Raw genomic sequence first — 20,415 nt, 5'->3', positions numbered from 1 at the left:
TTTGAAAACTCATTTCATATTGGTATGATAAACGGAGAGTTATTGCGTTATGTTTTCAAAAGGAAATGATTGCTCCTTGAATATATCCCACAAAATATGCAATCGCTATACTTATCGCAATGCAGCATATACATAGTATTTCAGCAATAACCTTTTTCCCGGTTATTTTGTTTACAGACTTGCCGTAGTCAATAGTAGCCCATACCATTGAAAGTAAAAATAGAATTGCAATCCAATGAGTATGAAACGACAGTCCCATGCTAACAAATACATAGTTTGTGATGATGTAAAAGATGCTTCTAACTACAACTTCCGTCACTGTTGAAAGCTGATTTTTCATAAAACCTCTTGCCTCCTTAATTTCCTGTTTACTATCGGTCAAAGCGAAACTTGAACAGTGCGGCAATTAACTTCTGCTTCACATATTCCTCAACCTCGGCGTTGACTTTCCCGTGTACTTTGGAACAGTAGCGGATATATCCGGCGTAGTGGGAAAGAATGGTGTCGATTGCGTCCGGGTCGCCCTCATGCGCCTTGACGATTGTTTCATAGGGGAGAAGTTTATTCATACCGGCTCACCTCCATTTCCTTCCGAAGCCGTTGCAAGGCAAGCTGGATATGCCGCCCCGCTGTGCTGCGTGTCCGGCCGATATGTACGCCGATCACTCTCTGCGGCTGGCGCAGGAAGTAATAGCGGAAAATTTCTTCCTGTGCCTGCTCCGGCAAAAGGGCAAGGGCAGCGGCAAGTTCCGCATGGTACAGAACGGCGGTCTGGCCGCAGGCGGTAAAAAGGTATTCTTCAAGCTGTTCCGGCTCGGCAAGCTGGACAAACTTCTCATTCATCAAATAGTCAAGGGAAACTTCCCGTTCCCACCTCCGGCGCATCTTCAAAATTTCATCTATGGCGGCGTGACGAATGACAACCTTGCAAAAGGCGTTAAAGGTGTACTGGATATGCACTTTGTAGGCTTCATCTTCGGTCATGGAAATTCCCCCTCTCTGATAATAGTGCGGGGCGGCAGCACTTTTTGCTGTCGCCCCTTGATTGCCTGTCTGCAAAGGCGGGCGGGGCTGTCAACGGCGGCGCGTATGCGCCGTTCATCTTGACCGTTGACTGGCTCGACTGGCTTTGCTATTCCGTTATCTCTTTCAGTTATTGTCAAAGGAAATGTAGATAGTTAGACTATTGGGTATGTAGCTGATACTTAACCACTTTTCGTCGTTTGATAAAAGCGTCCCGATAGAAACATAGTTTTCTCCCTCGATTTCCTCTGATACATTTTCAATTACGGAAAAGCCTTCTTGGTTCAAAAGCTCCATATACTCGTTATAGTCGTTTTCGCTAATGCCGGTAAGGTTGATATTGCAATTCTCATGTTCTGTATCAAGTGTAGCCCATGCAACCGTACCAGGCGCAACAGGAAGCCCCTCTGTGTACTCATTCGCAGGCCAAACACCCTCGTCCAATTTTGTAACACTATTAGATTGCGTATTGTTCTCATTGCTTGTCGGTGTAGATGATGTATTTTGATTAGAACACGCAGCCAAAAAAATCATAACCATGATTGTGAATACAGAAATATACTTCTTCATTGGTTACCTCCTGTTTTTGTGTATGGTTCGGATAATTAACAAAATAGCAATAGCTGTTGCTGCAAACCCAATAGCCAAAAGGATTTGCGAAATATCAAAGGCAAACGCGCCCTCAATCTGTATATTTGTTGTCGCGTCGGCTTGTCCGATTGCTCCTTCTGGCACTTTTCCTGATTGCGTAACAGCATATACCGAAAAGGCAGCAACCGCGATAACAAGCGTAGCAAGAGTAGAAATGATGCCGTTCCTTTTTTTCGATTTGGTGTTATCAATACCAAACTGTTCTGCGGTGCTGTCTGCAAATTCTTTTGGCGTTCCCAAACGCTGGATAATCTGCTGCTCTGTTTCTCCATGCTCCATAGCAGACGCAAAAACTTCATTCAAGTCACGCACAACCTCTTTTTTCATTTTGCGTGGTAAAGATAGTTCCTTTTCAACCTGTTTGATATATTGTTCTTTCATTTGGACACCCTCGCTTGTTGATAACTTTCTATAAAGCCATTTACGCAGTTTTCATAGCTTGACCAAAATAAGATTAGTTCATCAAGTACATTCCTGCCTTTATCAGTTAAAGAATAATACTTTTTTGAGCCGCCATTTGCCGCAGCCGGAGCCAACCGGCATTTGATTAGTTCTGCTTCCTGTAAACGATACAAAATGGGATAAATGGTTCCCTCTTTCGCATATCCCAAAACAGACGCACTATTGTTCAATTCGGTTATAATTTCATATCCATAAGTTTCCTTGCGTCCGATTAGGCATAAGAGTATCATTTCCAGAGAGCCTTTTTTGAATTGCTGGACATATTTGTTATTCATATCGTCGCCTCTCTTTAGTTTCGCTATTTAGGTTAGCTAAGTAGCAACTATATTATATCTCTTCCGAAGTATCAGAGTCAATAGGCTTAACGAAAAAGTTACAAAGTGTGTGCGTAAGATAATAACGGAATAGTGGGTTGCTGTCTATCAATTCTTGTATGTTACTTTATGGCACATGAGCATTCGAGAAGGGTGTCACGGGTGATTCGGGTGAGAACAGGAAGCATGCAACGGGCATGGGACTGTATCTTGTCAGTGAGATGGCGCATGACCTAGGCATCACAGTGACGGCAAATTCAAAGTGGCAGAATGGATTTGAGATAGTACTTGAATTCCCGGATGTGGAGACAAAGATATAAAAGTGAGGAGGCAGATACAGCGTTGTGCGTATCTGCCTCCTCACTTTTTACCGGGATATTTTATAATAAATTTATGAGTGGCGGTCTGTTAATAATCACTTTGATATTTTATAATGTAAGCATTGGTTGTAATTTAGTTGATGGTGCAAAGTCAGTTTACGTGGACTGAAACTCAGTGGGAAAGGAGAATATAATTATGGAGATCAGAAAAGCGACAGCAGAGGATTTTGATATTGTATTTGATTTTATAGAGAAATTATGGACATATAATACATATGACAGGGAAGAAATACGCAAAGTATATATGGACGTCATAAATGACGAACGCAGCTTTGCGTTTTTATTATGGGATGAAGGCATTTGCAGAGGTATGTGCCATGGAGACTATTTCAATACATTCTGGATGTCGGGGCTCACATGCTATGTGTCAAGTCTCATAACAAGAGAGGAGGACCGTGGCAAGGGATATGGTGTGGCACTCCTGGATCATGCAAAGGAGCTTGCAAAGCAGAGGGGATGCAAGGCTATCACCCTTGATTCCGGACTTCCGAGGACAGGGGCACATGGCTTCTACGAGCACTATGGCTTTGAAAAGAGCTGCTACGGCTTTGAGATGATGATATAAATTATCTGTTGAGATTTGAAAGGAGACAAATATGTGTACAGCAGCGACATATAAGACAAAGAATTTCTATTTTGGAAGAACACTTGATTATGAATTCTCGTACGGCGATGAGATCACCGTGACTCCGAGAAATTACCCGTTTGAATTCAGATATATGGGCAGGAAGGACAGCCATTATGCCATGATAGGAATGGCACATGTGGCGGGTGGCTATCCTCTCTACTATGATGCTATAAATGAGAAGGGACTTGGAATGGCAGGCCTGAATTTCGTTGGAAATGCCGCGTATCAGGAAGTGGATGAGAGCGGTGACAGGGACAATGTAGCCCAGTATGAGTTTATTCCATGGATACTCGGAAGCTGTGCCAGTGTAGGTGAGGCAAGGGTGGCACTGGATAGGATGAACCTGACAGGAACACCGTTTTCCGAGCAGCTTCCTACAGCGCAGCTCCACTGGATCATCGCGGACAGAAATGGCGCCATAACAGTGGAGTGCATGGCTGACGGACTTCATGTGTATGAGAATCCTGTTGGGGTTCTCACGAACAACCCGCCATTTCCGCAGCAGATGTTCCTGCTCAATCAGTATATGGGACTGTCACCAAAGCAGCCTGTGAACACATTTGCACCTGAGGTTGGATTGAGCACTTACAGCCGCGGCATGGGAGCCATAGGACTTCCGGGGGATCTGTCGTCCACGTCGAGATTTGCCAGGGTGGCATTTGTGAAGCAGAACAGTCTGCCTGCGGATTCTGAGGTTGAGAGTGTAAGCCAGTTCTTTCACATACTTGGCTCTGTGGATCAGCAGAGGGGCTGCTGTGAGGTTGCGCCTGATAAATATGAGATAACCATATACACATCCTGCTGCAATGCTGACAAGGGAATATACTATTACAATACCTATGAGGGTCATCAGATAAATGCAGTGGATATGAACAGGGAGAATCTGGACGGCGCAGAGCTTGCCAGATACCCTCTTATCCAGGGGGAGAATATCAATTGGCAGAACTGATGTATGTGGCTTACAAGGGAGAAAGGATGCTGTATGAGTAAAAGCAAGGTTACAATAAAAGAAATAGCGGATATGGCAGGGGTGTCCATAGCTACAGTTTCCCACGTCATCAACAGGACTAGGTACGTCAGACCTGAGCTTGTGGATAAGATAGAGAAGATCATTGTAGAGACAGGATACCAGAATAAGATAGCTGATAAGGAGAGAAAACTGCTGGTTGGACGGGAGTCCACGATAGTTGCAGTCATTCCAAACATTGAAAGTACTATATACAGAGATATGGTAGCTTATGTGAAGCAGCTTGTCAGTGTGCAGGGATATCAGTTCCTTGTGGCGATAACAGACAATGATCTCAAGGAGGAGGCGCAGGTGCTTGCCGGACTTCTGGTGAATAAGAAGGTTGCAGGGATCATACATGCGCCGGTGAGTGATGTGGCATCTAACTACACAAAACTCATACAGTCGGGTGTTCCATTTGTCTGCGTGGAGAGAAATATACTTGGATCAGGGATAGACTCGGTTGAGTTTCGCGACCGAGAGGCTATATTTAAGGGCGCAGATTATCTGCTTGCGAGTGGACACAAAAATGTTTTGTTTTTCAGAGAGAGTACGGACAGTACCACCAGGGATGAGAGAACAAAAGGTTTCCTGAATGCTCTGGAGAAATACAATATAAATACAAATGATGCAAACATTGTTGATGTGACGTTGGAAAAAGGAGAGGATGACTGCATGCTGGCTATTCAGAAAGCCCTGCGCAGATACAGGCCGACCGCTGTACTTGCGGGGGGCAACAGAATAACTCTTTATCTTATGAAGACACTGAGAGATATGGGAATCGACTGTCCGGGAGAGATATCTGTGGTTGGATTTGGTGATGAGAGCTGGTCTGAACTTACTTATCCACCTCTTACAATACTGAGAAGAGATGTGAAGGGACTAAGTGCCAAGGCTGTTGGGATGTTGTTTGAGAAGATCAATACGGGAGTTGCCATATCGCATGACTGTTATGCAGATGTAGAGCTTGTAGTCAGAAAATCCACAAAGATGCTTGACAATGGACCATTTGGAGATAAAGCGGCAGCGCCGGATTCGGTTGTACTGACAAAAGAAGAGAAACACAGACTAAAGGCAGGACATTACAGGGTTGCGATCTCTTTCCACTATACCGGAACGTCTTGGGCAGAATTGCATGAGAAGGGAATTCGGGAGGAACTTGAGCAGTTTGGAATAGATGTGGTGTCGGTTATGGATGCGCACTTTGACTCGGAACTGCAGAATGCACAGCTTGATGGCATAAGACTTCAGAAACCGGATGCAGTTATAGCTATTCCAGCGGATGACAGCCGTACCAGAGAAAAGTTTCAGGAGCTTTCAAAAGTGTCAAAGCTGGTGTTCATAAGCAATGTTCCAGATGGTATGTCCAAGAACAGCTATGTGTCCTGTGTATCAGTAAATGAGTCGGAGAATGGAACGAACACGGGAAGAATGTTGGGAGAATATTGTAAGGAAAATAAGAAAAAAAAGGCAGGTTTTATTATTCATGGCGCGGCATTCTATGGAACAAGAGTCAGGGATAATGCTGCTGAGAGAATAATCAAGGACAGTTACCCGGATATTGACATAGTGACGATCAGGAGCTTTGGAGAAATATCCAATGCATATCAGGTAGCCAAGGATGTGATAACTGCCAATCCTGAAATTGAGGCAATGTATGTGAGCTGGGATCGCCCAGCGCTTCTGGCTATAAAGGCGCTCAAGGAGCTTGGCAGGGAGGATGTGGCGGTGTTCACAACTGATCTTGACCATGGTATAGCCCGGTGCATGGAAGAAGGAATAGTCAAGGGACTCAGCACGCAGAGACCATACGAGCAGGGAAGAGCGGCTGCGGCAGTTGTTGCCAAGTCCCTGGTAAGTGAAGAACAGCTTCCAAAGTATGTGGGAGTTCAGCCGTATCAGGTCGAGCCAAAACAGCTCAGGCTTGCATGGAAGGAAATCTTCCATGAGTCCATGCCGGACAGACTTGGGTGATATGACATCCGTCAGAGAGAAAATTGTATCTTTCTGGCGGATTTTTTGCGTTTACACACAAGACCTTGGAAGATTGTATCTTTTTCGCCTGAGAAGTTCCCAAGGATACAATTTTGTGTCCAAGTTGCTGTAACCACACCCAAAAGAGAAAATTCCCGGGGAAGTGGTACCGGAGACAAAGGACAAGATTACAAGATACAAGGTGACAAGTAACGGGTGTCAATCATACACTACAAATCCCATAAGTATGACATATCGTAAAATATTTACGTAAAAAATAATAAAAGACCTGCGAACCCTATAATGCAATCGAGTGTTATTTGTACATAATGACGAATAAGCAATAAATAAAACACTTGATATTGACAATAACCGACAAAGGTTATATCATCAAAACATGCAAAGGACGAAAAACAGTTTAAAATTTACGTAAATTAAACCGGTTGTAAACAGTTTTTCGACAACGAGTTAGCAAAAACGAAATACATGATATTGGAGGTAAAAATTATGAGAAAGATTAAGAAGTTATTAGCAGTTGGAGCATGCCTGTGCATGTCACTCAGTTTACTGGCAGGTTGTGGATCAGGAGCAGGAGGCGCATCGGACGGCGGTTCATCTGAATCAGGTACAAAGCAGGAGAGCACGAAGTCATCCGACCTGTCATTTGCATTCTGTACAAACACACTTAACAACACATTCCAGAGTTCAATAGATGCAAAGCTCAAGGAACTCTGTGATGCGAACGGAATATCATATACATGTCTTGATCCTGACTACGATCTGAACACACAGCTCAGCCAGTTATCAGACGTGGCAAACAGTGGATACGACGCAGTGTTCATCATCCCAGTTGATTCAGCAGGTATCACATCTGGTCTTGCAGAGATCAAAGATGCAGGAATCCCAATCTTCAATGTAGATACAGCAGTTATCGAGGATGACATAGAGAACTTTGTAACACAGTTCGTTGGAACAAATGCATACATGGCAGGACAGCTTGTAGGTGAGCAGATGGTTAAGGATTATCCGGATGGAGCAGACATTGCGATCCTTGACTTCCCATCAAATGAGAGCTGTGTAGAACGTGTAAATGGTTTCCTCGATGGTCTCGGTGACAACAAGGACAAGTTCAATATTGTGGCACAGCAGGATGGCGAGGCTGCACTTGATGCATCAATGAGTCTTGCAGAGGATATCATCACAGCAAACACAGATCTTCAGGCATTCTTCTGCATCAATGATCCATCAGCACTCGGTGCTGCAGCAGCAGTTAAGGCAGCAAATAAGACTGGCAAGATCGGCGTGTACAGTATCGATGCTTCACCAGATGGCAAGCAGGCACTCATTGACGGTGAGTTCACAGCAGTTGCATGTCAGGTTCCTGTACAGATTGCAGAGTATGCATTCAACGCAGCACAGAAGTATGTAGGCGGAGATACGACCATTGACGAGAAGAAGGTATATCTTGATTCACACCTTGTACTCAAGGATGAGGCAGAGAAGACAGTTAACGACTGGCAGTAAAGCCGGACCGGCTCCGAAAATAATAGTGAGGAGCTGAACCCGGACTTGGCAGATATGACACAATGTAGATGCATATAACACGGGATAGACCGGGGATCTGAGATCTCCGGCCGTGATCCCGAAAAAGCAGGATAACAAAAGATCTATTTTAGAAACTTGGAGGTTTAATATGGGACAGACAGTTCTGGAAATGATAGGGATAAAGAAAAGCTTCTCTGGAATATATGCTTTAAGCGGCATCGACTTTTCCCTTGAGCTGGGAGAGGTACACGCACTGCTCGGTGAGAATGGTGCAGGAAAGTCCACACTGATCAAGGTCCTCGGCGGAATTTACCAGCCCGACAGCGGAATCATCAAGGTAAATGGCAAGGAGGTCAAGATCAACGGAGTTCCGGCTGCCAGAGAGAATGGTATAGGAATAATACATCAGGAAATCGTACTTGTTCCATATCTTTCGGTGGCACAGAACCTGTTTCTCGGCAGAGAGATAAGGACAAAGCTTGGAACATTGGACTTTGCAGAGATGAACAGAAGAGCAGAGGAGATGATATCATCCCTCGGTGTGAATATAAAGGCAGACACGATAGTAGAAAATTTGACCATCGCACAGCAGCAGATGGTGGAGATCGTTAAAGCGGTCTCATTCAACGGCAAGATAATAGTTATGGATGAGCCAACCTCATCACTTTCAAATGAGGAGGTTGAGCAGTTATTTGAGATCATTGAAAATCTCAGAAAGAAAAAGGTAAGTATAATCTACATCTCCCACAGAATGGAGGAGCTCTTCAGAATATCTGACAGAGTTACCGTCATCAGGGATGGTGCATACGTAGGAACAAAAAAGACATCAGAGACAAGCCCGAATGAGCTGGTTGCGATGATGGTAGGAAGAGATCTGGAGAGCTTCTATGCCAGAGATTACTGTGACATGGACAAAGCGGAGACTGCTCTGGAGGTAAGGAATCTTTCTCAGACAGGTGTCTTTGAAGATATAAGTTTTTCAGTACATAAGGGCGAGATCCTGGGATTCTCAGGTCTGGTAGGTGCCGGACGAAGTGAGATCATGGAGGCGATATTTGGCGCAACACGGCTCACATCGGGAGAGGTGATACTCGGAGGAAAGCCGGTTCACTTCAAGAATCCAATGCAGGCTATCAAGGCAGGCATAGCACTGGTTCCGGAGGACAGAAAGAAACAGGGCCTTGTACTTGGCAACAGCGTGGCATTTAACCTCACACTTTCATCCCTCAGATTCTATATGAATGGAATCGCTATAAGTGAGAGAAAACGAGGCGAGGTAATTGACCATTATTCACAGAGACTGAGGATAAAGGCGGCATCGCCTGAGATTGAGGCGGGCAGCCTGTCAGGCGGAAACCAGCAGAAGGTGGTTCTGGGCAAATGGCTTGCAACCAAGCCGGATGTACTTATTCTGGATGAGCCGACCAGAGGCGTGGATGTAAATGCAAAATTTGAGATATACACAGTAATCAATGAACTGGCAAAGGAAGGCATAGCGATAATCATGGTATCCAGTGAGCTTCCTGAGATCATCAACATGTGCGACAACGTATGTGTGGTCAGAGCCGGAAGACTCGTGAAGAAGCTGTCAAAGGACGAGCTCTCACAGGAAGAGATAATGAAATACGCTGCAGGAGGTATCGAATAATATGGGCGAGACAAAGAAGAATTCAAAAGCAACTTCTATATTAAAGAACAATCCCCTGACATCCATAGTCAAGGGCAACATAGGAATCATAGTGGTTCTGATAATCATGTGTGTGGCGGTAGCACTTGCCACGGACAAGTTCCTCACGACCAACAACATCATATCAGTGCTTAGACAGATATCGATCAACACATACATAGCACTTGGAATGACACTGATAATTATACTTGGACACATCGACTTGTCAGTTGGATCGATAGTAGCCATGTCGGGAACCCTGACCGTAGGATTCATAGTTAACCAGGGACTCCCTCTCGGCGTTGCCATAGTAGCAGGACTTCTGGTTGGTACAGCAGCGGGCTTTATAAGTGGTTTTATAGTTGCTAACTTCAAGGTGCCTGCATTCATCATCACAATGGCCATGATGAACATAGCAAGTGGTATAGCTTATGTCTACACAGGTGGACAGTCAACACGTATCACCAACAAGATCTTCATCGAGATCGGAACAGGATACCTGTTCAATGTGATCCCACTCCCTGTAGTGTACATGGTAGTGCTCATCATACTGTTCAGCTTCATCCTCAGCAAGACAAAGTTTGGAACATATGTATATGCGATAGGTGGTAACCGTGAGGCTGCAAGACTCTCAGGTGTACCTATCAAGAAGATAGAGATCGTAGTATTTACAATATCTGGACTTCTCTCAGCATTTGCAGGACTTGTACTTTGTTCAAGAATGTACTCAGGCCAGCCTTCAGTAGGAAGCGGATACGAACTTGATGCCATCGCAGCCTGCGTACTTGGCGGAACATCCATGACAGGAGGTAAAGGAAGGATCAGTGGAACCGTATTTGGTGCCATGGTCATCGGAATCATCTCAAATGGTCTTAACCTTATCGGAGTGTCATCATACTGGCAGCTCATCATCAAGGGTCTTATCATCGCATGTGCGGTACTCCTTGATGGACAGAAGGGCAAGCTTGAGCTTCTCAAGAAGAAGAAACTGGCAGCAAACTAGTAGAAAGAGAGGATTGATAATATGGAGATTTTTAGAAAGATGTCCTTCGCGGATTCCACGGGAGATGCAATACCTTTCTACCACGAGGGCAAATATCATATATTCTCACTGACTTCCCCTCCGGGAACAACAGTGTACCCGGCAAGACTCAGAACAACATGGAGCCACAGTGTATCAGATGATCTGGTGCACTGGGAGGAGCTTCCTACAGCGCTCTATCCGGGCGAGGGCGACGAGCCGGATGCATCAGGAGTATGGACTGGATCAGTCATATACGGCGAGGGCAAATACCATGCATTCTATACAGGCTACTGCCTCACCGCAGAGTATCAGCAGACCATATGCCACGCTACAAGCGACGATGGAATCACGTGGGTGAAGGATGCAGCCAATCCGGTCATCACACCTATGATAGAGCTTTACGAGAAGCTTGACTGGAGAGATCCATATGTATTCTACAATGAGGAGGACAAATGTTACTGGATCCTCATATCAGCGAGAAGGTTGGATATGCCGATAACCAGAAGAGGATGTATAGTTCTCTACAGATCAAAGGATCTGGTCAACTGGGAATATTACGGACCGATATATTCACCGGGACACACCAACTGTCCTGAGTGCCCTGAGATGTACAAGATGGGAGACAATTGGTATCTCTCATACTCAAGATTCTCAGAATATGTAAATACAATATACAGAGTTGCAAAGTCACCATTTGGCCCATGGAGAAAGCCAAAGAAGGATGGCATAGGCGGAAGAAGATTCTACGCAGCCAAGTCCATGCAGGATGATGACGGCAGACGCTTCTACTTCGGTTGGGCTCACGACAGAGCAGACAGAAGCGACAGAGGTGAATGGTACTGGGGCGGAACCTTCTGCGTGCCGCATGAGGTAGTTGCCACAGCGGATGGAGGACTTGACGTAAAGCTTCCAAAGGAATATGAGCATGTATTTGAGAAGCCTGTGGCATGGGATTACATCCCTGTACTTGGAAATGCAGAGCTTCACGGAGACAGACTGGTTGAGATGGATTCAGTAAGCACATGTACATACGGATTCCTTGGACACAACGAGGAGAGCTACATGCTGAAGTGCAAGATCATGCCTAGAGAGGTGTATGACCATTTCGGTATACTGCTCAAGTCAGACAAGGAAGCAAGCGGATGCCTTCTCCTTGAGTTCGATGTGGCCATGCAGAGAGTGTCACTGGTAAATCTTCCTATGGGAGTTGACCCGTTCTGGGTTCAGTCCTGTCAGGCTGTGCCTCCTGCAACGGAGCCGGGCCCTGATGGAGTCAGAGTGTGCGAGAAGACATTTGACATAACAGAGGGCAGCGAGATAGATGTGAAGATCATCGTTGACCATGATATGGTGGAGGTATTTGTCGGAGAACAGGTGGCGTTTACATACAGAATATATGCGAAGCCTGAGTTTGAGACGGGACTTCTGGCACAGGATGCAAGAGTAGAATTCTATGACATAGAGATCACAGGAAAGTAAAATTCACAAGGAGGATCCAACATGGAAAAGAAATATGATGTTGTGGCTCTTGGTGAGTTCCTGATAGACTTTACACCTGCCGGAAGCACTGATTCCGGGATGAAGCTCTTCGAGCAGAATCCCGGAGGGGCTCCAGTAAACATGCTCACGGCAGTCGGTAAAGCCGGGCTTAAAACTGCCTTCATTGGTAAGGTTGGAGATGACATGCACGGCAATTTCCTTGTTGAGACGGCAAAGCAGGCAGGGATAGATACCAGAGGTATAGTGGTTGACAATACGGTATTTACCACTTTGGCATTTGTCACTCTGGATGAGAACGGAGAGCGTGAATTCTCATTTGCCAGAAAGCCGGGAGCGGACACAATGCTCTGTTACAAGGAAGTGGATGCCGACCTGTTAAGAGACACAAAGGTGTTCCATATAGGTTCGCTGTCTCTTACGGATGAACCGGCCAGAACCACCACGTTTCAGGCGGTGAAGGAGGCAAAGAAATACGGCGCGGTGATATCGTATGATCCGAACTACAGAGCACCGCTGTGGGACAGCAGAGAAAATGCGATGGAGAGGATGAAGAGTATTCTTCCATTTGTAGATATAATGAAGCTTTCGGACGAGGAAACAGCGCTACTCACACCATTTTCCGATCCGGAAGAGGCAGCAGAGTATCTTCTGGGAAGCGGCGTAAGACTTGTTGCGGTCACCCTGGGAAGTGAGGGTGTGCTGATATGCAGCAGGGATGGAAGCCGGAAGGTTCCCGGATTCGTCAGCCATGTGGTAGATACGACGGGGGCTGGAGATTCATTCTGGGGAGCATTTGTATCACAGCTTGTCAGAGCGGATAAGAGACTGGAGGAGTTCAGTATAGATGAGCTTGCAGAGTGTGCAAGATACGGAAATGCGGTTGCGAGCCTGTGTGTCGAGAAGCGCGGAGGACTCAGATCGATTCCTGAAGAGAGCGAGACATTTGAGAGACTCGCAGTAAAGTAAGTGTACTACAATTTTTCACATAAAATTTTCCCTTAACCCTGAAGGCCGGAGAGTTTCCGGCCTTCTTTTTTGTACAATCTAACATTTGGACAGTATAACCATTCAAAAGTGCATTGACTCATAATTCCATTTCCTATAATATGTGGCTGGTGAACAAAAAAAATCATATATACCACATATTATTAGGAAGAGGAATAAATATGAAGAGTAGATTGACGAGAAAAGAAATGCTTCCGCTTGTGGGAATGACCGTCTCGGCGTTCATATTCAACACATCGGAATTTATGCCAATTGGCTTGCTGACAGACATTGCAAAGTCGTTCAGCATATCGGAGTCGAAGGCGGGAATGCTTATCACAGTGTATTCGTGGATAGTCATGCTGTTGTCCCTGCCGCTCATACTTCTTGTGTCGAAGATAGATTTCAGGAAGCTGTTCATGGGAACGATCGCACTGTTTGGAATATGCCAGATCATGTCCGTGATCGCGCCGACATACGGAGTGCTCATGGCATCGCGTATAGGCGTTGCGTGTACCCATGCGATATTCTGGTCGATAGCTTCACCGGTTGCCATAAGACTTGTAAATGAAGAACACAGATCATTTGCACTGAGCATGGTCGTGACTGGAACATCCATAGCTACTATAGCCGGACTTCCGCTTGGAAGACTTGTTGGACAGTATATGGGATGGAGAGTTACATTCCTCATCGTTGGAATCATAGCATTTGCGGTTCTGGTGTACATGGCATTTGTATTCCCTAAGATCGCAAGCGGAGAGCAGTTCCATGTGAAGGATCTCCCTGCTCTTCTGAAGAATCCGGTGCTCATCTGCCTGTATATTCAGACGATACTGTTCGTGCTTGGATACTACACGGTGTACAGTTATATAGAGCCGTTCATGCAGCAGGTTGCAAAGCTCCAGAACAATGTCATCACTGTAGTGCTCCTGATATTTGGAGCGATGGGACTTCTCGGAAGCTATCTGTTCTCAAAGCTTTATGACAAGCACAGATTTGCATTCATCGGTACAGTCATGGCAACTCTTCTTGTGTGGCTGCTGCTTCTGCTTCCGGCGTCAAAGACGTTGGCGACCATGGTACTCCTATGTGCATTCTGGGGAATAACAGCCATGGCGTTCAATGTGACCACGCAGTCGGAGGTCATCAGAAGTGTTGATGAGAAGAGCTCCGCAGTGGCGACTGCCATATATTCAGGACTTTTCAACCTCGGTATCGGAGGTGGAAGCTGGATCGGCGGAATTGTGTGCGACAAGGGCGCGATATCATATATCGGTTTTGTAGGTGCGGTGTTCGCGGTTATATCGGTGCTGTTCTTTGCATTTGTACTTCTAAGAAAATTGAGACAGAGTGTGAACTGACAGAGTATTTGCATATAATTAAATGTAATTGAAATATAATAGCGCGGCAGTGCTGGCATGCGGGTTCGGCTTGGAACATGGCATGTCAGGACTGCCGTTTTTTAGTAAGTTTCAAATAATGGGTTGACATATTATCAAAATGATAATATCATACAAATAACCGGGAGATATTATCAAAAAGATAATAAGTTGGAACGCATGCAGATGCAGGAGGAGAAGAATTATGGACGATAACAGGAAAAAGACGCTTATAGTGGTTGACATGCAGAATGATTTCATTGATGGGGCTCTCGGAACAAAGGAGGCTGCAGCCATCGTGGAGAATGTGAAAAAGAAGATAAAGGAGTATGCTGACCGCGGGGATGAGATCATCTTCACAAGGGATACGCATTATGAGGATTACATGGAGACGAACGAGGGAAAGCATCTCCCGGTTCCGCACTGTATAGAGGAGACTGAGGGCTGGGAGATCGCAGCAGGTCTTGAAGTCCCGGGCGCTATATACATCAACAAGACCAGCTTTGGATATACAGGATGGGGAGACTTCGATCTTCAGGATGTTGAGATGGTAGGTCTCTGTACGGATATATGTGTCGTGTCGAATGCTCTGATCATCAAGGCTCTGTACCCTGAGATAAATGTAAAGGTTGATGCGAGGTGCTGTGCAGGAGTGACGCCGGAGAGCCATGAGGCTGCGCTCGCCACCATGGCGATGTGTCAGGTGGACATAATCAGATAACGGCGGAAATATAAAGGAGGATGAAGCATACGTATGAAGACATATGAGATGAGTGACGAAGAGAAGGAATTCCTTGCCGGATATGACCTGACAAAATATGACAGGCCATCTGTTGCCGCGGATGTGGTTGTATTTTCAGTTATGAAGGATGACGAGTGCGAGGATGTAAGAAGACTTCAGGAGAAGAAGCTCAAGATACTACTGATAAGAAGAGGTGGATTCCCATATAAAGGAAGCTGGGCTATGCCCGGTGGGTTCTGCAGAAAAGGTGAGGATGTCATAGATTCGGCCAGAAGAGAGCTTTGCGAAGAGACCGGTATAGGAGATGCATATGTAAAGCTTGTCGGAGTGTATGGCGAGCCGGGCAGAGACCCGAGAGGCTGGGTCATATCATCAACTTATATGGCACTTATGAACGCCGGAGCCTGTAGCCTTAAGGCAGGAGATGATGCACAGGATGCAAGATGGTTTACGGTTGAACTGACAGAGGTGTCAGGCACAGGCGAAGAAATTGCGAAAAATGAAGTTGAAGCTTCATATAAAGTCCAAAACGGGAAAAGATACAGGCTGGTTCTCAAGAATGCAGACTCTGATATAAAACTTACGGCAGTGCTGCGAAAAACAGATATGAGCTCATGCGGACGAAGCTCGGACAGCTACGACATAGAGGAATGTGAAGGACTGGCATTTGACCACGCAAGAATCATAACAGAGGCGGTGCTAGGACTGCGGGAGGATGTCAGGAGAGATATGAAGCTGGCATTTGACCTGCTGCCGGATAGATTTACACTCACTGAGCTTCAGAATGTATATGAACAGATATGGGACATGGAACTTACCACACCTAACTTCAGAAGAAAGATTGTGGAATATGTTGAGGAGACTGATGCATATCAGTCCGGTGAGAGATACAGACCTGCCAAACTGTTCACACGAAGGAATGATGCAAGGAAGTAGAGACTATAGTGTAGTGGATTGATGTTTAAAAGGGAGGAATGAATAGATGACATTTAAGAAATTTATAAAAAATGAGATAGAGGGCTGGAAGAAGCTGGAGGTCACCTGGCTGCTTATCGCATGTGCAGTCATCGTTGGGCTGTCCATATATTGGGATGATACGGTTATGGGAATCATATCGTCCACCACAGGCGTGGTCTGTGTAGTGTGCACGGGAAAAGGAAAGTTGTCAGCGTACATATTCGGTCTTGTGAATACTGTGCTTTACGCGGTTATATCGTATAAGGCTGCACTGTACGGAGAGACGATGCTCAATGCGCTATATTATGTGCCTATGCAGTTTGTTGGATTCTATGTGTGGTCAAGACATATGAATGATGAGACGCATGAGGTCAGAAAGAAACACATGAAGGCGGTGGGAAGGATATTCATGGTGCTGGCGGTGGCACTTGGCACATTTCTGTATGGGTTGCTGTTAAAGAGACTCGGGGATGCCATGCCATTTGTGGATGCGTTTACAACGGTTTCATCGGTTGTGGCGATGGTTGTATCTGTAAGAATGTTCGCGGAGCAGTGGTGGATATGGATTGCGGTAGATGTGTTTACAATATATATGTGGGCACAAAACTTTGTGAGTGGCAATGACAACATAGCAACGCTGCTCATGTGGATAGTGTACCTTGGAAATGCCGTTATTATGTGCGTCAGATGGGAACGTGAGGTCAGAAGAAATCGCCTGGACGAAGTACACGTTTTCGAAGACGGCACGGCAACAGAGTAAGGGAGGCTGACAAGTTATGTATAGATATAAGGTAGGAATGTATGGGGGTTCGTTTGATCCGCTTCACATAGGACACATCCACGACATCATACGTGCTGCGGCGATGTGTGAGGAACTGTATGTGATGATAAGCTGGTGTGAGGGCAGAGAGTCTGCCTCAAAGGAACTGAGATATCGCTGGATACTTAACAGTACAAGACATCTGCCAAATGTGAAGATAATCATGATAGAGGATAAGGCGGTCTCAAAAGAAGAATATAATACGGATTATTATTGGGAAAAGGGAGCACAGGATATCAAGGACACGATAGGAAAGCCTATAGATGCAGTGTTCTGTGGTTCGGATTATCTTGGAACCGGCAGGTTTGAGAGCCTGTACTGTCCGGAGAGTGAGGTCGTGTACTTTGACAGGGCGGAGGTTCCGGTATCCTCGACAGAGATCCGTGAGTGGGCGACGGCGCATTGGGAGTATATTCCAGAGGTGTGCAGGGATCACTACGTCAGAAAGATTCTGGTTGTCGGCGGTGAATCCACAGGAAAATCCACACTGGTTGAGAATCTTGCGCTGGCATATAACACAAATTTTGTACGGGAGATAGGACGTGACACCTGTGAGTACGCGGGTGGCGAGAATTTCATGGTTGAAGATGATCTGGTGGAGAACTTCATCAGACAGAAGGACGAGGTACGCAGGGCAGCCAGGCATAGCAACAGACTGTTGTTTGTGGATACCGATGCACTGACTACGGGATTTTATTGTGATCTGCTCATGGATGATGATGAACAAAAACGCAGGCTTACAGATATGGCGGGCGCGATAAATGCAACAAATAAGTGGGATCTTGTGTTGTTCCTTGATCCTGATGGAACGGATTTTGTCCAGGATGGGACCCGGAATGAGAAAATAATGCGGGAGAGAAGGCATTACAGCGATTTGCTCAAGGCGTGGTTTGACAAGTATGGGGTACACTGTGAGACGATATCGGGAGATTATCTTGACCGATTCAACACTGCGAAAAAACTGATTGAGGAACGACTTGCGATAACCACTGTATTTTAAATGACAATTGATCGTATATATTAACATCTACGACATGGTTTTTAAAACAACGTGTTGTGGATGTTTTTGTCTGTTTTTTATCGTATTTATGACTATGAATAAAAAGCCAATGATGATACAATAGTAGATAATATAACAATTATATAGTAGGAAAAGGCTGAAAAAGTAAATGAAATGCAAAATTAAAACGTACAGGTGAAGACAGAACCGTACAAATATATTGGAGAGGTGGACAAACATGGCAAAGTATATCTTGAGCTGCTGCTCAACAGCAGATCTTTCAAAGGAGCATTTTGACAAAATAGACGTAAAATATATATGCTTTCACTACGAGCTTGATGGTGTGGAGCATCCTGATGACCTGGGACAGACCATGCCATTTGAGGAATTTTACAGAAAGATGACAGATGGTGCGGCTACGAAGACCTCGCAGGTGAATTCAGATGAATATTATGATTTCTGGAAACCTTATCTTGAACAGGGGTATGACATACTTCACTTGACATTGTCATCGGGAATAAGCGGGTCTATAAACTCTGCAAATATTGCCAGGGAGGATCTGGAGGAAGAATTCCCTGACAGGAAACTCTATGTGGTTGATTCCCTGGGGGCGTCCTCGGGCTATGGGCTGATCATGGACACGCTGGCAGGAATGAGAGATGAAGGCAAGTCCATAGACGAGCTGCATGACTGGATAGAACAGCATAAGCTGGATCTGAACCACTGGTTCTTCTCAACGGATCTCACGTTTTATATCAGAGGCGGAAGAATATCCAAGACTGCTGGAACGGTTGGCACAATACTTGGAATATGTCCACTTCTCAACATGGATGACGAGGGCAGGCTGATACCGAGATCAAAGATAAGAGGTAAAAAGAAGGTTATTCAGGAGATAGTAAAGCGCATGGAGGAGAATGCACAGGATGGGCTTGATTATTCCGGTAAGTGCTATATATCGCAGTCTGCATGTATGGATGATGCCGAGGCTGTGGCAAGGCTTGTTGAGGAGAGATTTCCAAAACTTGACGGCAAGGTGGAGATCGATTATATAGGAACTACCATAGGAAGTCATACAGGACCTGGCACAGTTGCCTTGTTTTTCTGGGGCAAAAGACGTCAGGGGTAGGATAATACATTGTGCATTCTTTTTTCCACTGCTATAATATAGGAAGAGTTTATATTTATTAATTTTTGATGCGCTTGGGCCGATTTTGATATTTAAGACCGGACGATACGGGCTATGTGGCGAAGGCTGGAGGAGAGAGAATGGATAATACAATTGATAAAAGCATACAAATGGACAGTCAGATGAAAGAATTCTTCGAGTGCATAAGCGGGGACGCGGATACACAGCAACAGAGAATCCAGTGTATAAGGAATGGTCTTGCTGCTATTGCTGACAGGCTCAGGCTGGGAAAGGCGGAGATTACTGTTGATATTCCGAAAAACAGGTTTATGCCGCTTGGAGAAAGAAGCAGCGCGGTATTATACGAGGAAGAAGGGGCTGAATTGGGTACCCCCGTTGATATAGAGATGAAGATCAGAACCGGTGGTACTGTGTTTATCAAGGATTATCCATATGGTCCGGGTTATTCAGAAGAGGAGATACAGACACACAGGTTTATATTTAGGGAGATATTTATTCAGTACAACCGGACATTGGCTCAGTGCATGCTTGAAAAGATCATGAATACAGATATCAACACGGGTGTTGCCAATCAGAATTCCCTGATGTATTATGCGGTGAATCTGATAAAAAACGGACGAATTGGTGATTATACAGGCATATTTTTTAATATCCACAATTTCAAGTATGTGAATAAGGTTTTTGATTATTCACAGGGAGATGTGATACTTAGAAATTATGCGCATATGGTGAAGTCATATCTTGACAGCGATGAGGAGATAGCAAGGCTTGGAGGAGATAATTTTGTTGTAATCTGTCGTAATGAGAATGCGTCTGATTTTATAAGCAAGATTAAAGATGTTCATATGAGTCATGAGTTCAGATCTGTCAAAAGAGAATTACAGCTGGGAGTTACAGCGGGTATAGCCTGCCTGGAAGGCGTTGATAAACCGAGGGAAGTTATGGCCAGAACCAGCATTGCGTATCAGGCAGCAAGAAAAACCGGAGCGGGCTCTATAGTGGTATATACAAAAGAGATTCAGAAGCAACTTATGGATGATCAGGAGATTCTGGCTGCTTTTCCCCAGGCACTTGCTGCGGGCGAATTTGTAGTATATTATCAGCCAAAGGTGAGGATTGCGGATAAAAGTATATATGGTGCGGAGGCACTTGTCCGCTGGGTGAGAGATGGACAGGTGGTTACACCTGCGAGATTTATACCGCAGTTTGAGAG

Annotated in this window: 22 protein-coding genes; 16 read left to right on the top strand and 6 right to left on the bottom strand. The window is 45.3% G+C overall.

What is annotated here, in order from left to right; genetic code table 11:
- Window positions 1–55: 55 nt before the first annotated feature.
- The 6 genes from AB5150_RS14035 to AB5150_RS14010 form a co-directional block, all read right to left on the bottom strand.
- Entirely contained in the window at window positions 56–340 is a 285-nt protein-coding gene (locus AB5150_RS14035) for a hypothetical protein (protein WP_227135515.1), read from the bottom strand.
- A gap of 31 nt (window positions 341–371) precedes the next feature.
- Window positions 372–569 (bottom strand): helix-turn-helix domain-containing protein, encoded by a 198-nt coding sequence (locus AB5150_RS14030; RefSeq protein WP_195380276.1) that lies wholly within the window; start codon window positions 567–569, stop codon window positions 372–374.
- The gene (locus tag AB5150_RS14025) at window positions 562–984 is read right to left on the bottom strand and encodes a sigma-70 family RNA polymerase sigma factor (protein ID WP_195380277.1); all 423 of its coding nucleotides are present in this window, start codon (window positions 982–984) and stop codon (window positions 562–564) included. The genes AB5150_RS14030 and AB5150_RS14025 overlap by 8 nt, the downstream gene beginning before the upstream one ends.
- Before the next feature lie 165 nt (window positions 985–1,149).
- Complete coding sequence (locus tag AB5150_RS14020; RefSeq protein WP_117499030.1) at window positions 1,150–1,593, bottom strand: hypothetical protein; 444 nt, start codon at window positions 1,591–1,593, stop codon at window positions 1,150–1,152.
- Window positions 1,594–1,596: 3 nt separating this feature from the next.
- Window positions 1,597–2,055, bottom strand: a complete 459-nt coding sequence (locus AB5150_RS14015; RefSeq protein ID WP_117530251.1) for a DUF1700 domain-containing protein — start codon at window positions 2,053–2,055, stop codon at window positions 1,597–1,599.
- The gene (locus tag AB5150_RS14010) at window positions 2,052–2,411 is read right to left on the bottom strand and encodes a PadR family transcriptional regulator (protein WP_015534245.1); all 360 of its coding nucleotides are present in this window, start codon (window positions 2,409–2,411) and stop codon (window positions 2,052–2,054) included. The genes AB5150_RS14015 and AB5150_RS14010 overlap by 4 nt, the downstream gene beginning before the upstream one ends.
- 236 nt (window positions 2,412–2,647) lie before the next feature.
- Between AB5150_RS14010 and AB5150_RS14005 the strand changes: the two genes are divergently transcribed.
- The 16 genes from AB5150_RS14005 to AB5150_RS13930 form a co-directional block, all read left to right on the top strand.
- Window positions 2,648–2,770 (top strand): hypothetical protein, encoded by a 123-nt coding sequence (locus AB5150_RS14005; protein ID WP_368292084.1) that lies wholly within the window; start codon window positions 2,648–2,650, stop codon window positions 2,768–2,770.
- Window positions 2,771–2,966: 196 nt separating this feature from the next.
- A complete protein-coding gene (locus tag AB5150_RS14000; protein ID WP_368292083.1) occupies window positions 2,967–3,395 on the top strand; it encodes an N-acetyltransferase family protein in 429 nt (142 codons plus the stop codon).
- 31 nt (window positions 3,396–3,426) lie between these two features.
- Window positions 3,427–4,407 (top strand): choloylglycine hydrolase, encoded by a 981-nt coding sequence (bsh, locus tag AB5150_RS13995; RefSeq protein WP_015534064.1) that lies wholly within the window; start codon window positions 3,427–3,429, stop codon window positions 4,405–4,407.
- A gap of 33 nt (window positions 4,408–4,440) precedes the next feature.
- On the top strand, window positions 4,441–6,438 hold the full coding sequence (locus AB5150_RS13990) for a LacI family DNA-binding transcriptional regulator (protein WP_368292082.1): 1,998 nt from the start codon (window positions 4,441–4,443) through the stop codon (window positions 6,436–6,438).
- 507 nt (window positions 6,439–6,945) lie between these two features.
- Complete coding sequence (locus AB5150_RS13985; RefSeq protein ID WP_368292080.1) at window positions 6,946–7,962, top strand: sugar ABC transporter substrate-binding protein; 1,017 nt, start codon at window positions 6,946–6,948, stop codon at window positions 7,960–7,962.
- 169 nt (window positions 7,963–8,131) lie between these two features.
- Window positions 8,132–9,631 (top strand): sugar ABC transporter ATP-binding protein, encoded by a 1,500-nt coding sequence (locus AB5150_RS13980; protein ID WP_022215844.1) that lies wholly within the window; start codon window positions 8,132–8,134, stop codon window positions 9,629–9,631.
- Between the two features lies 1 nt (window position 9,632).
- Window positions 9,633–10,652, top strand: coding sequence for an ABC transporter permease (locus AB5150_RS13975; protein WP_022215843.1), 1,020 nt, complete (start codon window positions 9,633–9,635; stop codon window positions 10,650–10,652).
- A gap of 21 nt (window positions 10,653–10,673) precedes the next feature.
- Complete coding sequence (locus tag AB5150_RS13970; RefSeq protein WP_008402272.1) at window positions 10,674–12,152, top strand: glycoside hydrolase family 32 protein; 1,479 nt, start codon at window positions 10,674–10,676, stop codon at window positions 12,150–12,152.
- A gap of 21 nt (window positions 12,153–12,173) precedes the next feature.
- Window positions 12,174–13,139, top strand: a complete 966-nt coding sequence (locus AB5150_RS13965) for a carbohydrate kinase (protein ID WP_055223625.1) — start codon at window positions 12,174–12,176, stop codon at window positions 13,137–13,139.
- Window positions 13,140–13,339: 200 nt separating this feature from the next.
- A complete protein-coding gene (locus tag AB5150_RS13960) occupies window positions 13,340–14,518 on the top strand; it encodes a sugar transporter (RefSeq protein WP_055272485.1) in 1,179 nt (392 codons plus the stop codon).
- Between the two features lie 223 nt (window positions 14,519–14,741).
- Window positions 14,742–15,257 (top strand): cysteine hydrolase family protein, encoded by a 516-nt coding sequence (locus AB5150_RS13955; protein WP_055272487.1) that lies wholly within the window; start codon window positions 14,742–14,744, stop codon window positions 15,255–15,257.
- A 33-nt stretch (window positions 15,258–15,290) separates the two neighbouring features.
- The gene (locus tag AB5150_RS13950; RefSeq protein WP_055145723.1) at window positions 15,291–16,214 is read left to right on the top strand and encodes an NUDIX domain-containing protein; all 924 of its coding nucleotides are present in this window, start codon (window positions 15,291–15,293) and stop codon (window positions 16,212–16,214) included.
- A 46-nt stretch (window positions 16,215–16,260) separates the two neighbouring features.
- Window positions 16,261–16,995: a nicotinamide riboside transporter PnuC gene (pnuC, locus tag AB5150_RS13945; RefSeq protein ID WP_015534054.1), complete on the top strand. Its 735-nt coding sequence runs from the start codon at window positions 16,261–16,263 to the stop codon at window positions 16,993–16,995.
- A 16-nt stretch (window positions 16,996–17,011) separates the two neighbouring features.
- Window positions 17,012–18,055 carry an AAA family ATPase gene (locus AB5150_RS13940; RefSeq protein ID WP_022215839.1) on the top strand — a complete coding sequence of 348 codons (1,044 nt, stop codon included), beginning with the start codon at window positions 17,012–17,014 and terminating at the stop codon, window positions 18,053–18,055.
- 238 nt (window positions 18,056–18,293) lie between these two features.
- Window positions 18,294–19,181 (top strand): DegV family protein, encoded by an 888-nt coding sequence (locus AB5150_RS13935; RefSeq protein ID WP_368292079.1) that lies wholly within the window; start codon window positions 18,294–18,296, stop codon window positions 19,179–19,181.
- Window positions 19,182–19,321: 140 nt separating this feature from the next.
- The coding region (locus tag AB5150_RS13930) for a diguanylate cyclase (protein WP_368292078.1) at window positions 19,322–20,415 on the top strand (1,094 nt) is incomplete at its 3' end.

Origin of the sequence: Coprococcus sp. RTP21281st1_F1_RTP21281_210402, assembly GCF_040915325.1 — a bacterium.
Taxonomy (GTDB): Bacteria; Bacillota; Clostridia; order Lachnospirales; family Lachnospiraceae; genus Coprococcus; species Coprococcus aceti.
The sequence above is the reverse complement of the archived record's forward strand: the minus strand, read 5'-3'. Positions and strand labels throughout refer to the sequence as shown.